The 12,792-nt window shown below is 65.0% G+C and carries 9 protein-coding genes, 2 tRNA genes and 1 pseudogene; 7 read left to right on the top strand and 5 right to left on the bottom strand.

Features of this window, described 5'->3' with window-relative positions:
• Positions 1-54 precede the first annotated feature (54 nt).
• The gene (locus BEK68_RS04265) at positions 55-1,158 is read left to right on the top strand and encodes a YeiH family protein (RefSeq protein WP_012435248.1); all 1,104 of its coding nucleotides are present in this window, start codon (positions 55-57) and stop codon (positions 1,156-1,158) included.
• Between the two features lie 148 nt (positions 1,159-1,306).
• Complete coding sequence (locus BEK68_RS04270) at positions 1,307-2,041, top strand: DUF899 domain-containing protein (protein ID WP_024542045.1); 735 nt, start codon at positions 1,307-1,309, stop codon at positions 2,039-2,041.
• A gap of 38 nt (positions 2,042-2,079) precedes the next feature.
• Here the strand turns inward: BEK68_RS04270 and BEK68_RS04275 are convergent.
• The 5 genes and pseudogenes from BEK68_RS04275 to BEK68_RS04295 form a co-directional block, all read right to left on the bottom strand.
• Positions 2,080-2,170: transfer RNA gene (locus BEK68_RS04275), tRNA-Leu, on the bottom strand.
• Between the two features lie 79 nt (positions 2,171-2,249).
• Positions 2,250-2,325, bottom strand: a tRNA-Asn gene (locus BEK68_RS04280).
• 111 nt (positions 2,326-2,436) lie between these two features.
• Entirely contained in the window at positions 2,437-2,766 is a 330-nt protein-coding gene (gene fdxA, locus BEK68_RS04285) for a ferredoxin FdxA (protein WP_004626101.1), read from the bottom strand.
• 178 nt (positions 2,767-2,944) lie between these two features.
• Positions 2,945-4,638 (bottom strand): annotated as a pseudogene (recJ, locus tag BEK68_RS04290) (single-stranded-DNA-specific exonuclease RecJ).
• Between the two features lie 12 nt (positions 4,639-4,650).
• Positions 4,651-5,730 (bottom strand): hypothetical protein, encoded by a 1,080-nt coding sequence (locus BEK68_RS04295; protein WP_012435252.1) that lies wholly within the window; start codon positions 5,728-5,730, stop codon positions 4,651-4,653.
• Positions 5,731-5,801: 71 nt separating this feature from the next.
• On the opposite strand from BEK68_RS04295, the gene BEK68_RS04300 reads away from it, so the two are divergent.
• The 5 genes from BEK68_RS04300 to BEK68_RS04320 all read left to right on the top strand — a co-directional run bounded on the left by BEK68_RS04300 (position 5,802) and on the right by BEK68_RS04320 (position 12,792).
• The gene (locus tag BEK68_RS04300) at positions 5,802-7,052 is read left to right on the top strand and encodes a lipoprotein-releasing ABC transporter permease subunit (RefSeq protein WP_012435253.1); all 1,251 of its coding nucleotides are present in this window, start codon (positions 5,802-5,804) and stop codon (positions 7,050-7,052) included.
• Complete coding sequence (gene lolD, locus BEK68_RS04305) at positions 7,045-7,773, top strand: lipoprotein-releasing ABC transporter ATP-binding protein LolD (RefSeq protein ID WP_004626109.1); 729 nt, start codon at positions 7,045-7,047, stop codon at positions 7,771-7,773. The genes BEK68_RS04300 and lolD overlap by 8 nt, the downstream gene beginning before the upstream one ends.
• Before the next feature lie 84 nt (positions 7,774-7,857).
• The gene (locus tag BEK68_RS04310) at positions 7,858-8,670 is read left to right on the top strand and encodes a TatD family hydrolase (RefSeq protein ID WP_012435254.1); all 813 of its coding nucleotides are present in this window, start codon (positions 7,858-7,860) and stop codon (positions 8,668-8,670) included.
• A gap of 9 nt (positions 8,671-8,679) precedes the next feature.
• Positions 8,680-11,202, top strand: a complete 2,523-nt coding sequence (locus tag BEK68_RS04315; RefSeq protein WP_012435255.1) for a DNA internalization-related competence protein ComEC/Rec2 — start codon at positions 8,680-8,682, stop codon at positions 11,200-11,202.
• Positions 11,203-11,307: 105 nt separating this feature from the next.
• On the top strand, positions 11,308-12,792 hold the full coding sequence (locus BEK68_RS04320; RefSeq protein ID WP_012435256.1) for a circularly permuted type 2 ATP-grasp protein: 1,485 nt from the start codon (positions 11,308-11,310) through the stop codon (positions 12,790-12,792).

Below are 12,792 nucleotides of genomic sequence, written 5' to 3' on the forward strand. Positions count from 1 at the left end.
GTTATCACGGACTGCATATCGTTATGCGCATAGTGAATAAGCAAGGCAAATGTGATGACGATTGCACAGAAACAGCTGGCACCCCAGAGCATGGCAGCGGGGTTCGATGGGCGAACTCTTGCCGGCGTGGCGGTGCTGTTCGGGTGCGCGGGCGTCGCGGTGGCGCTCGGCGCAATGCCGTGGGCTGGGCATCTGGGCTTAAGCGCATTGACGCTTGCCATCCTGCTCGGCATGGCCGTGGGTCATGTGCCTGGGCACCAGCGTTGGCTGACGCCGGGGGCGATCCAGTTTGCGCGACATACTTTGCTGCGTGCCGGCGTGATTCTCTACGGCGCGCGGCTGACGCTGGCGCAGATCCAGGATCTCGGGACTTCGGGCGTGGTGATTCCGCTGATGGTATTGGCCGCGACGACACTGGCCGGTACGTGGATCGGCACGCGTTGGTTTCGCCTGACGCGCTCGCAAGCCGTCCTGGTGGCGGCCGGGAGTGCGGTGTGTGGGGCGGCGGCCGTGCTGGCCGTTGCGCCAGCGGTAAAGGCGTCCCCGCGCGAAACCGCCGTGGCAATCGCCAGCGTGGTGCTGTTCGGCACGATCGGCATTTTTCTGTATCCGTGGCTGTACGCGCTTGTTGCGCATGCCGGTGTGGCCATCGCGCCGGAGCACTTTGGCGTCTACATCGGCTCGACGGTGCACGAGGTCGCGCAGGTGATTGCCGCAGCGCGTCCGTTGGGCGACGACGCCACCAACGCCGCCGTCGTCAGCAAGATGGTGCGTGTGCTGGCGCTGGCTCCGTTGCTCGTGGTACTGGCGTGCACAACGCCCGCTGAAGGTCAGGCTTGCGCTTCGGCGTCTCCCGAGAATGCGCTTCGCAAAGCCGCCGGCCATGCCTGGAAGGCGATGCCCTGGTTTGCGGTGGGCCTGCTGATCGTGACGCTGCTGAATTCCGCTGGTGCGATCCCAGCCGCATGGCATGCCCCCATCGACGCCATCGACACCGCCATGCTGGCCTGCGCGATGTTTGCCATCGGCACGCAAACGCATGTGCCGATGCTGCTGAAGTCCGGCGTGCGACCGCTGCTGTGTGCCGCTGTGCTGTGGGTAGGTCTGGTGGGCGGCGGCGCGCTCATCAATGTGGGCGTGCGCTGGCTGGTGGGCTGATCCGGCACCTGAAATGACATGCGCAGAGGCGGCTGATTCTCTTCCATGGCGCGCAAGTCGCATCCGGTTGGCGACTTGTGCGCCGCGGCTTTTCATTCGCGTGACGCCGCCTAGTATGGAGTCCGGGGTCTTAGACAAAGGGGCGATCATGCAAGCGCATCCCGTAGTTTCCAGAGACGAATGGCTCATCAAACGCAGGGCGCTGCTGGCTCGCGAGAAGGAGGCCATCCATCTGCGCGACGCCATCAACGCCGAGCGCCAGGCGCTGCCGTGGGTCAAGGTCGATACGGAATACGAATTTGACTCGCCGGAAGGCAAGAAGACGCTGGCCGAGCTGTTTGACGGCCGCAGCCAGTTGATGGTCTACCACTTCATGCTCGGCCCCGACTGGGGCGCGGGCTGTCCCGGGTGCTCCTTCCTGTCCGACCATATTGGCGGAATGCTCACGCATCTGAACCACCATGACGTGACGTTCGTCGCCGTATCTCGCGCGCCGATCGACAAAATCGCGGCCTACAAGAAGCGCATGGGCTGGCAATTCCCGTGGGTGTCGTCGTTCGGTACGGCGTTCAACCACGACTACCGGGTGAGCTTCTCGCAAGACGAACTCGCAAGCGGCTCGGTCGACTACAACTACACGGCAACGCCCCGTGAAGACGCCCACGACGAGTTGCCCGGAATGAGCGCGTTTTACAAGGACGAGGCGGGCAATGTCTTCCACACGTACTCGACGTATGCGCGCGGCTTGGAAGACATGCTAGGGACACTGCTGCTACTTGACCGTGCGCCGCTCGGCCGCAACGAGACCGGCCCCATGTCATGGGTGCGCCGTCACGATGAATACGAAGACGCGCCGAAGGCGCACGCATGCTGCGCGACGTAACACGCTGGAGCGGAAGAGGGGAAGAGCAAAGAGGGGATTGGTGCCCGGAGCCGGGATCGAACCGGCACGCGCCGATTAGGGCGCAGCGGATTTTAAGTCCGCGGTGTCTACCAATTTCACCATCCGGGCATGACGATCGATGCAGACAATACACGCATCGATGCCACAAATGAAAACGCCCCGCACGAAGCGAGGCGTTTTGTTATTTTGGCTCCCCGACCTGGGCTCGAACCAGGGACCTACGGATTAACAGTCCGGCGCTCTACCGACTGAGCTATCGGGGAATCGCTGCAACAGCGAAGAAATGAATTCTAGCTAGTTTTCGATCTGCCCGTCAATACCTTTTTTTGCGATGCACTACAAAAAGTGTGCCGGGCAAGCTCGTTCAACCGCGTTCAGCCGCGGTCGAGGTACTGCTCCTTGTCCTTCACGTCCTTCCAGTCGTCGGCGTCGGGCAAGGGTTGCTTGGTCTTGGTGATGGACGGCCAGCCGGCTTGTGCAAGCTCGACATTGATGGCGATCCACTTCTGCTGATCGGCGGGCACGTCTTCTTCGGCGTAGATGGCGTTGACCGGGCACTCGGCCACGCAGACGGCACAGTCGATGCACTCGTCCGGATCAATCGTCAGGAAGTTCGGGCCTTCGCGGAAGCAGTCGACGGGGCAGACGTCCACGCAGTCGGTGTACTTGCAGCGGACACAGCTTTCGGTAACGACGTGAGTCATTTCGCTTGGAAGTTGATGCTAGGAATTCGTGGGGCGCGCGGTCATGGATGCTTGGGCGTTTCCATGCCGGCAATCTCGCATTGTAACGCACCGGCCGTGCCCGATTGCTGCGTCATCTTCGCACCGTCAGACAGTTTTGGCATGTATTTATGCGTTGGCGCAAGGTTTGTCCAATCCGCTATTGCGCGTGCTCGATCACCATCTGCACGCGCGTGATGCCATTGAACGTGTTGTTGTCGAGCCGGTAGGCCACGTACGCCGAGGCGCCGAGCGGCTCTGCGTGGTTGAACCAGATCGCGTCGAAATGCTGCTTGCCGCGGCCGAGCTTGAGCTTCAGGTGCTTGTCTTTCAGCACCGCCTGCGATAGCACGTCGAACTCGCCGCAGAAGCTTGGCGCCGGAAAGCCCTGGCCCCAGACCTGGGTTTCGAGCAGCTCGACGAACTGCGGCGTGAAACATTCGGGGTCGGCTTCGCCATCGGTTTCGAGCACGCGCGAGAGCAGCGCCTCGGTCAACCATTCGCGGCCGACGGCCTCGAAGGTGGCGACGAATGTCTCGAAGCCGTCTTCACGCAGCGTGAGCCCCGCTGCCATGGCGTGGCCCCCGAACTTGACGATCAGCCCGGGGCAGCGCTTGTGGACGGCGTCCAGCGCATCGCGCAGGTGGAAGCCTGGAATCGAACGGCCCGACCCCTTGATGACGCCGTCGTCGCCGGGCGCGAAGGTGAACACCGGGCGGTGGAACTTGTCCTTGATGCGCGACGCGACGATGCCAATCACGCCCTGGTGCCACGTCTCGTTGTAGACCGCGATGGTGTGGCGGCCGGCGCATCGATGGCGTTCATGCTGTCGAGGATGGCGAGCGCTTCCTGCTGCATGCCGGCTTCGATCTCGCGGCGCTCGCGGTTCATGCCGTCAAGTTCGGCGGCGATGGACATGGCGCGGTCGTAGTCGTCGGTGAGCAGGCATTCGATGCCGAGCGACATGTCGGCAAGGCGCCCGGCGGCATTCAGGCGCGGGCCGAGGCCGAAGCCGAGGTCGAACGTCGACGCGCGGCGCGCATCGCGACCGGCCACGCGGAACAGCGCGGCGATGCCCGGGCACATGCGTCCGGCACGCATGCGCCTGAGGCCCTGCGCGACCAGCAGGCGGTTGTTGGCGTCGAGCTTGACCACGTCGGCCACGGTGCCGAGGGCCACCAGGTCGAGCAGGGCATCGAGGCGTGGCTGATCCTGCGGCGTGAACACACCGCGCTTGCGCAATTCCGCCCGCAGTGCCAGCAGCACGTAGAACATCACGCCCACGCCCGCCAGGTTCTTGCTCGGGAAGTCGCAGCCCGGCTGGTTCGGATTGACGATCACGCGCGCCTCGGGCAACTGCGCCCCGGGCATGTGGTGGTCCGTCACGACCACGTCGATGCCCAGCGCGTTGGCCGCCGCCACGCCCGCCACATCTGCGATGCCGTTGTCGACGGTGACCAGCACGTCCGGCTTCTCGCGCGCGGCGAGTGCCACGATTTCGGGCGACAGGCCGTAGCCGTACTCGAAGCGGTTCGGGACGATGTAGCTGACCTGCGCACCCAGCATGCGCAAGCCGCGCACGCCGACGGCGCACGCGGTGGCTCCGTCGCAGTCGTAGTCGGCGATGATCAGCATGCGCTTGCCGGCGGCGATGGCGTCGCCCAGGTAGCGCGCTGCGTCGTCAATGCCCTTGAGCTGCGCGGGGGGCAGCAGGTCCGTCAGCTCGGTCGACAGTTCGTCTGGCCGGGCGACGCCCCGGGCAGCGAGGATGCGCGCCAGGACAGGATGGATGCCGTGGCCGGCCAGCGTGGTGGCGGCGTCAGCGGAATGTGAGCGGACAGCGATGCGGGTCATGCAGGATCAGGCTCAAGCGGCCATGGAAAGCGGGGACAGCGCGTCGCGCAAGCTGCGCGGGCGACTGAAGCGGCGCAGCCAGCCGAACGGGCCATTGGCGAGTTCGCGGCGGGTGACGCGGTAATGTGCGTAGTGCGAGTCGCCGGTCAGCACGAGCGAGACGGCATCGATGCGGCCGTCGGCCAGCGCATCGGCGGCGGGGGCAAACCAGTCGCGATCGTAGGCGCGCAGGGTTTCGATCCAGTCGTACCAGTCGGCGGAGAGATACGGCTTGCCGGCGTCGCCCAGCAGCGCGGCGGCGCTCGTGTCGTCGAACGGCACGGCGGCCAGCGTTTCAGCGCAGAGTTCGGTGGCGTTGCCGGCGTGACACAGGCCGGCGAAGAACGGATCAGCGCCGATCATGCGCTCGGCAATGGGGCGGGCATCGACCAGCGCGCCCTGGCCGAATAGCCAGACCGAGTTGACCGGCAGCAGGCCGCGCGCCTCGCGCGTCTGATTGACGGGGTGGTCGTACCACGTCATCTGGATCTCGTTCTGGAACTTGCGCCAAGCGCGCTCCTGCTCGCCCTTGTGCATCCAGATGTCGATGTTGTGGCCGGTGGCGCGCTGCGGCGCGGCGGCAATGAGGTCGCCAAAGGGCGAATCGGCGACGTACCAGCGCGCGGCGTGCGTGGCATCGAGCGTGATGCCCATCTCAGAAACCAGGGGGGCGATGGCGGCGCGCAGCGCGTCGGCGTCGGCGGCTTCCAGGCGCAGCTGGGCCGGGTCGAGCATCACCAGATGGTCTCGGGCGGCGTGGATGTGGACCGGCTGCAGGCAGGCCCAGGTGCGCGTGTCGGCGGTGCCGCCGTCCGCCAGGCGCATGTATGGCGCCGACGGCAGTGGAGAGATCGGTAGCCCGGCATGCTTGGCCAGCCAGCGCTCGTGCGGCAGCGTGGGCAGGTAGGCGTCGTCGTGGCGCTCGCGTTCCGTTTCGCGCGCACGCGCGAGCAACCTTTCCAGGCCCGGCAAGGTCAATTGACGGTAAGCGTCATCCGCCACCTCGGCAGCGGCCGCGCAAAACGGGACAATCAGGGTGAGTTCAGGAATCATGGCTCCGAGATTGTAAACTTCCGGCTTGTCGGCCAGTGAGCTGGACAAATCACACCCACGGGGAACCCCCTTTGAAACTTCCATACGAATGGCAGATCGGCTGGCGGTATACGCGCGCAAGCAAGCGCGCCAGCCGCAATAGCTTCATCTCTTTCATTTCGCTCATCTCCATGCTCGGCATTGCGCTGGGGGTGGCGGCGCTGATCATCGTGCTTTCGGTCATGAACGGCTTCCAGAAGGAAGTGCGAGACCGCATGCTGTCGGTGCTGGCGCATATCGAAGTGATGGCGCCGAACAGCCTGCCGGACTGGCAGCGTACCGCCAATGAGGCGATGCAGAACAAGGAAGTCATCGGCGCGGCGCCCTACGTGGGCGCACAGGCCATGATCACGCGCGACGAGGCGGTGCGCGGCGTGCTGCTGCGCGGCGTGTCGCCGGCGGACGAGCCGAAGGTGTCGGACATTGCCAAGGATTTCAAATCGGGCTCGATCGACGATCTGAAACCCGGCGAATTCGGCATCGCCCTGGGCAGCCAGCTGGCCAACGGCCTGGGCGTGCATCAGGGAGACAAGGTCACGCTGGTGGCGCCGCAGGGCACCATCACGCCGGCGGGCGTGTTGCCGCGCCTGAAGCAGTTCACGGTGACGGGCATCTTCGAGTCGGGCCACTACGAGTTCGACAGCTCCCTCGCACTCGTCAACATGGAAGACGCCGAACGACTGTTCCGCCTCGATGGCCCGACCGGCGTGCGTCTGAAGCTGGTCGACATGGACCGCGCCCCGCAGGTGGCCGAAGCGCTGTCGCGCACGTTGTCCGGCGAGCTGTACATCCGCGACTGGTCGCGCCAGAACCGCAACTGGTTTGCCGCCGTGAAGACCGAGAAGAAGATGATGTTCATCATCCTCACGCTGATCATCGCCGTGGCCGCGTTCAACCTGGTGTCAACGCTGGTGATGACGGTGACGGACAAGCAGGCCGACATCGCCATCCTGCGCACCATGGGCGCACAACCCGCGTCGATCATGAAGATCTTCATCGTGCAGGGCGTTGCGATCGGGTTCATCGGCACATTGCTGGGGGTCGGCTTCGGCACGCTCATCGCTTACAACATCGACGTGATCGTCCCTTTCATCGAGCGTCTTTTCCACGTGCAATTCCTGCCGCGTGACATCTATTTCATCAGCGAACTGCCCTCGGACCCCCGCGTGAACGACATTGCAACCATTGGCGTCATTTCCTTCATCCTCGCGTCGGTGGCGACGCTGTATCCAAGCTGGCACGCTTCGCGCGTGAATCCGGCGGAGGCACTGCGCTATGAGTGAGGCCGTCATGACTTCGATGGAAGCGCCTGCCGCGGCGCCGCAGGGTGGGGTGGTGCAAGCCGAAGGGCTGTCCAAGTCGTTCCGCCAGGGCGGGTTGAACGTCGACGTGCTCAAGGGCGTGGATATCCGCATCGGCGTGGGCGAGAAGGTCGCCATCGTCGGCGCCTCCGGTTCGGGCAAGAGCACGCTGCTGCATGTGCTGGGCGGGCTGGATGAGCCGACGTCGGGCCGCGTCTCTCTGCTCGGCAAGCCCTTCACCGCCATGAAAGAGCGCGAGCGCAACACGTTGCGCAACCAGGCGCTGGGCTTTGTCTATCAGTTCCACCATCTGCTGCCCGAATTCACCGCGCTGGACAACGTCGCGATGCCACTGCGTATCCGGGGCGTGGAAGAAGCGCAAGCGCGCCACACCGCACAGGCGATGCTCGAACGCGTGGGTCTGGGCCCGCGCACGGCACACCGTCCGGGTGAGCTGTCCGGCGGCGAGCGTCAGCGCGTGGCGATTGCGCGCGCGCTGGTCGGGTCTCCGGCTTGCGTGCTGGCTGACGAGCCTACCGGCAACCTTGACGATCACACCGCTGGTGAAGTGTTTGACCTGATGCTGGAACTCACGCGCACGCTGGGCACGAGCTTTGTCATCGTCACGCACGATATCGAACTGGCCGGCCGCTGCGACCGCATCTTCCGCCTGCGGGACGGCCATCTGCACCAGGAGCGCTAAGCCGGCCGGCATGATCGGAAAAGGCGGATTCCACAAGACCGCGCTTTCCGGTAGGTTGCCGCTTTCCCCAATGCTGAACCGACCATGTGGATCGATACCCATTGCCACCTCGATGCCAGCGACTTTGATGCCGACCGTGATGCGGTCGTCGCGCAGGCGCATGCAGCGGGTGTCAACCACATCGTCGTGCCGGCGGTGGCACGCTGGAATTTCGACGCGGTGCGGGCGCTGGCACATCGGCATGCCGGTTGCAGTTATGCGCTGGGCATCCATCCGATCTACGCCGCGCAGGCCAGTGAAGAGGACCTCCTCGAGCTGCGCCGCCAAGTCGCCGCGTCAATGGACGACCCGCGCTTTGTGGCGGTCGGCGAGATCGGCCTCGATTTCTTCATTCCCAACTACGACATTGAACGGCAGAACGCCGTGTTCCGTGCGCAACTGCGCATCGCTCGCGAATTCGACCTGCCTGTGCTGATGCACGTGCGCAAGTCGCAAGATCAGGTACAGAGCGCCGCGGCCAAGGCGGGTGTACGCGGCATTGCGCATGCGTTCAACGGCAGCCCGGAACAGGCGCATCGCTTTGTCGATTCCGGTTTCAAGCTGGGGTTTGGCGGCGTCTTTACCTTTTCGCGCGCCAATCGCGTGCGTCGGCTGGCGCAGGAATTGCCGATCGAGTCGATCGTGCTGGAAACCGACGCGCCTGACCTCGCGCCAGCCTGGCTGGCCGATGATCAATTCGGGGAGCAGGGCGGTGTGCGCAATGTACCCACGGAAGTCGCGCGCATTGCCGATGCGATGGCGCAACTGCGCGGCATCTCCATTGAGGCGCTGGCCTACCAGGCGCGCCGCAACAGCATCGACGCCATTCCCCGCCTGGAAGCGCTCCTGCAAGCCTGACGCCCGCACATGCGTCTCGGGTTGATCGGCTTTGTTGCCGGCTGCGTGGCATTGCAGATGCAGGCGACGCTGCTGCCGGTGTGGCTGCCGCTTGGCGTGCTGGTGCTCTGTCTGTCGCTGGCCGGTGCCACGCGGCGTCGGCTGATGCTGTTTCCTGTGTTGCTCGTCGCCAGCACCATCGCGGCGGGCTTTGGCTGGAGCGATTGGCGTGCGCAGCAGCGCATGGCGGTGGCACTCAGCCCCGCGTGCGAAGGCAAGGACATCATAGCGACCGGCGTGGTGGCTGAGTTGCCGCAGACCGGTGATGACGCCACGCGCTTTCTCTTTCACATCGAATCCAGCAATGCGGGTGATACCGTGCCGCCCCGCGTGCGCCTGTCCTGGTATGGCCCACGCACGTGGGGCAACGTGGGCGAGGAAGATGCGAAGCCGGACCGACGCGCTGGCATCCCCGATCTGCAGCCCGGCCAACGCTGGCAACTGACGCTGCGCCTAAAGCGCCCGCACAGCCTGACCAACCCCGGCGGCTTCGATGGCGAATACGCGATGCTGGCCGACAACATCCGGGCCGTCGGCTATGTGCGTACAGGCAAGCGCGCGCAGAACATCGCGCTTGGCGAGGCGAGCGCCGGTTTCGGAATTGGCGTGGAGCGCTGGCGTGCCAGCGTGCGGCGCCACATCCTCGATGCCCTGCCCGATGGGCGCTACGCGGCTGTCATTGTCGCCCTGGTGGTGGGCGACCAGAGCGGCATCGCTCCCGACGACTGGGACCTGTTCCGCCGCACCGGCATCAGCCACCTCGTCAGCATTTCGGGGCTGCACATCACGATGATCGCCGGGCTGTTTGCAGCGTTGTGGATGGCGCTGTGGCGTCGCTCGTTCTGGCTGGCGCGCTGGCTGCGTACGCCGTTGCCGCTGCGCATGCCGGCCCCGCGCGCAGGCGCCATCGCGGCCATGCTGGCTGCGTTCGCCTACTGCCTGCTCGTCGGGATGGGCGTGCCGGCGCAGCGCACGCTGCTGATGCTCTCCACCGTAGCCATCGCCCGGCTGACCGATCGGAATGTGCCCGCCAGCCTGTCGCTGTGCTGGGCGGCGGCCGTGGTGGCGGTGGTGGACCCGTGGGCCGTCATGTCGGCGGGGTTCTGGCTGTCGTTCGGCGCGGTGGCGATCATCTTCATCGCCGCGCAGATGGCGCTCGATGGCCATCGCAGTGACAACCCAGATGGCTGGGTCGAACGCACGCGCCGTGCGCTCGCTGGCGGTACGCGGATTCAGTTCGCGGTCACATTCGGGCTATTGCCTTTGACTTTGCTGCTGTTCCAGCAGACGTCGGTCGTCTCTGCTGCGGCGAATGGGCTGGCGATTCCCGCGGTGAGTTTCATGACGACACCGCTGGCGCTGATCGGCGCGGCTCTCCCGGACCCGCTAGCGCAGCCAGTGCTGATGTTGGCCGAAGCGAGCTTCCGGTGGCTGGTCGTATGGCTTGAATGGCTGGCGAAGCCGCGCTGGTCTGTGTGGGTTGCGCCGGTTGGACCCATGTGGGCAGTGTTGCTGTCGATGGTTGCGGTGGCGCTATTGCTGGTGCCGGGTGGCTTGCGCGCATGGGTGTGGCGCGCTCAGGGTGCCTTGCTCCTCTTGCCGTTGGTACTGGCGCGCGAGCCATTGCCATCGCCTGGCGAATTCCGGCTCGTCGCGTTCGACATCGGCCAGGGCGCTGCGGCCTTGGTTGAAACGGCCAACCATCGCCTGCTGTTCGACACCGGCCCGCGCTACGGCGACCATGCCGATGCCGCCGCCCGCGTCATCGCTCCCTATCTGCGAGCACATGGCGTGGAAGCGCTCGACACGCTTGCCGTCAGCCACGAAGACAACGACCACGCCGGTGGCACCGAAACGGTGATCGGCGCGGTGCCGGTGCGCACCATGTTGGCGTCTTTGCCTCCGGGGCACGCCCTGCGCGGCACGGCCGATGCCAACAACATCGGTTTTGCCGATTGTTTGGCTGGGCAAGCATGGACGTGGGACGGCGTTGTCTTTGAGGTGCTGCACCCGCGGCGTTTGCCGGCTGAAAGCGAGCGCGTGTCCAGCAACGCCCGCAGTTGTGTGCTGCGTATCGCCAATGGCCGCCACGCCGCCTTGCTGACCGGCGATATCGAAGCCGCCCAGGAAAGCGCGCTGATCGACGCAGAAACGCCTGAGCGACTGATGGCAGACATCTTGCTTGTGCCTCATCACGGCAGCAAGACAAGCTCCAGCGGCGCGTTCCTGAACGCGGTTTCTCCGCAAGTGGCGGTTTTCCAGGTCGGCTACCGCAATCGGTACGGACATCCGCATCCGCAGATTTGGCAGCGCTACGTAGCGCGCGACATCGACGGGTTGCGCACGGACAAGACCGGTGCCGTCGTCATTCAGACCGACGGCGATGTGCTGGACATCCAGACCGCGCGCAAAATGCGGCCGCGGTACTGGTCTTCCGCACAGGAAGTGGAACCCCTGGCAACGGCCACCGGCGCCTTCGACGCCCAGCCGTGAAAACTTGGTGGCACAACGGGTTGGCCCCATTGTGGCGGTCAAAACCGCTGTGCTATAAAAACCGCGTGCCGCGTACATCGCGCGGCGCCGTCAGGGGAGGAAAGCATGGCAGTCCGGTTCTACGATGAAATGCTCAGCTGGCATGACGGGGACCGCAACCCCCATGCCGCCGAACCGGCCCCGGCAGCGCTCGTCCAGCAGGGCGAGGTTCGCGGCCACTACGGACGTTTCGCCGAATGGCTGGGCGCGCAATCCGCCTCGACGCTGCAGAACAAGCGCGCCGAGGCAGACCTGATCTTCCGCCGGGTCGGTATCACCTTTGCTGTGTACGGCGACAAGGACGATTCGAACAGCGGCACTGAACGCACCATCCCGTTCGACATCATTCCGCGCATCTTCCCCGCAAGCGAATGGGCCACGCTCGAGCGCGGCCTGCGGCAGCGCGTTGATGCGCTGAACCGCTTCCTGCACGACATCTACCACGAGCAGAACATCCTGCGCGCGGGCGTCATACCGCCCGATCAGATCTACAACAACGCCCAATACCGCCCGGACATGCTGGGCGTCAACGTGCCGCGCGACATCTACGCGCACGTGGCTGGCATCGATATCGTGCGGGCCGGCGAGGGCGAGTTCTACGTGCTGGAAGACAACCTGCGCGTGCCCTCGGGTGTGTCGTATATGCTGGAAAACCGCAAGATGATGATGCGGCTGTTTCCGGAGTTGTTCGCACGCAATCGTGTGGCGCCGGTTGCGCATTACCCCGACATGCTGCTCGACATGCTGCGCAGCGTGTCGCCGCAGAACATTGCGGACCCCACCGTGGTGGTGCTCACGCCGGGCATGTACAACTCGGCATATTTCGAGCACGCGTTCCTGGCACAGCAAATGGGCGTCGAGCTGGTGGAGGGCCACGATCTGTTCGTGCAGGACGACCACCTCTACATGCGCACGACGCAGGGTCCGCAGCGCATCGATGTCATCTACCGCCGTGTGGACGACGACTTCCTCGACCCGCTGGTGTTCCGCCCGGATTCTTCGCTCGGCGCAGCGGGGCTGCTGTCGGTCTATCGCGCGGGCAACGTGACGATCTGTAATGCCATCGGCACCGGCGTGGCAGACGACAAGTCGATCTATCCGTATGTGCCGGACATGATCCGTTTCTACCTGGGCGAGGAGCCGATTCTGAATAACGTGCCGACATACATGTGCCGCCGTCCAGATGACCTGCAATACGTCCTGGACCACATGGGCGAACTGGTGGTCAAGGAGACGCACGGGGCAGGCGGCTACGGCATGCTGGTCGGTCCGGCTGCCACGCAGGAAGAGATTGCCGCTTTCCGTGAGGTGGTGAAGGCGCGCCCTGATCAATACATCGCCCAGCCCACCTTGGCGCTGTCGACTTGCCCAACCTATGTGGAGGCTGGTATTGCACCGCGCCACATCGATCTGCGGCCTTTTGTGCTGTCCGGCAAGGACGTGCGCATGGTGCCGGGCGGCCTCACGCGCGTGGCGTTGCGAGCGGGCTCGCTGGTGGTCAACTCGTCTCAGGGCGGGGGAACGAAGGACACGTGGGTGCTGGAGCGCTGA

It is taken from the genome of Ralstonia pickettii, from assembly GCF_001699815.1.
Lineage (GTDB): Bacteria > Pseudomonadota > Gammaproteobacteria > Burkholderiales > Burkholderiaceae > Ralstonia > Ralstonia thomasii.

Bases quoted from the DNA above. Each gene is read 5' to 3' on its own strand.
- BEK68_RS04265 (WP_012435248.1), top strand. From the start codon at position 55: ATGACGATTGCACAGAAACAGCTGGCACCCCAGAGCATGGCAGCGGGG.
- BEK68_RS04270 (WP_024542045.1), top strand. From the start codon at position 1,307: ATGCAAGCGCATCCCGTAGTTTCCAGAGACGAATGGCTCATCAAACGC.
- fdxA (WP_004626101.1), bottom strand. From the start codon at position 2,766: ATGACTCACGTCGTTACCGAAAGCTGTGTCCGCTGCAAGTACACCGAC.
- BEK68_RS04295 (WP_012435252.1), bottom strand. From the start codon at position 5,730: ATGATTCCTGAACTCACCCTGATTGTCCCGTTTTGCGCGGCCGCTGCC.
- lolD (WP_004626109.1), top strand. From the start codon at position 7,045: ATGAGTGAGGCCGTCATGACTTCGATGGAAGCGCCTGCCGCGGCGCCG.
- BEK68_RS04310 (WP_012435254.1), top strand. From the start codon at position 7,858: ATGTGGATCGATACCCATTGCCACCTCGATGCCAGCGACTTTGATGCC.
- BEK68_RS04315 (WP_012435255.1), top strand. From the start codon at position 8,680: ATGCGTCTCGGGTTGATCGGCTTTGTTGCCGGCTGCGTGGCATTGCAG.
- BEK68_RS04320 (WP_012435256.1), top strand. From the start codon at position 11,308: ATGGCAGTCCGGTTCTACGATGAAATGCTCAGCTGGCATGACGGGGAC.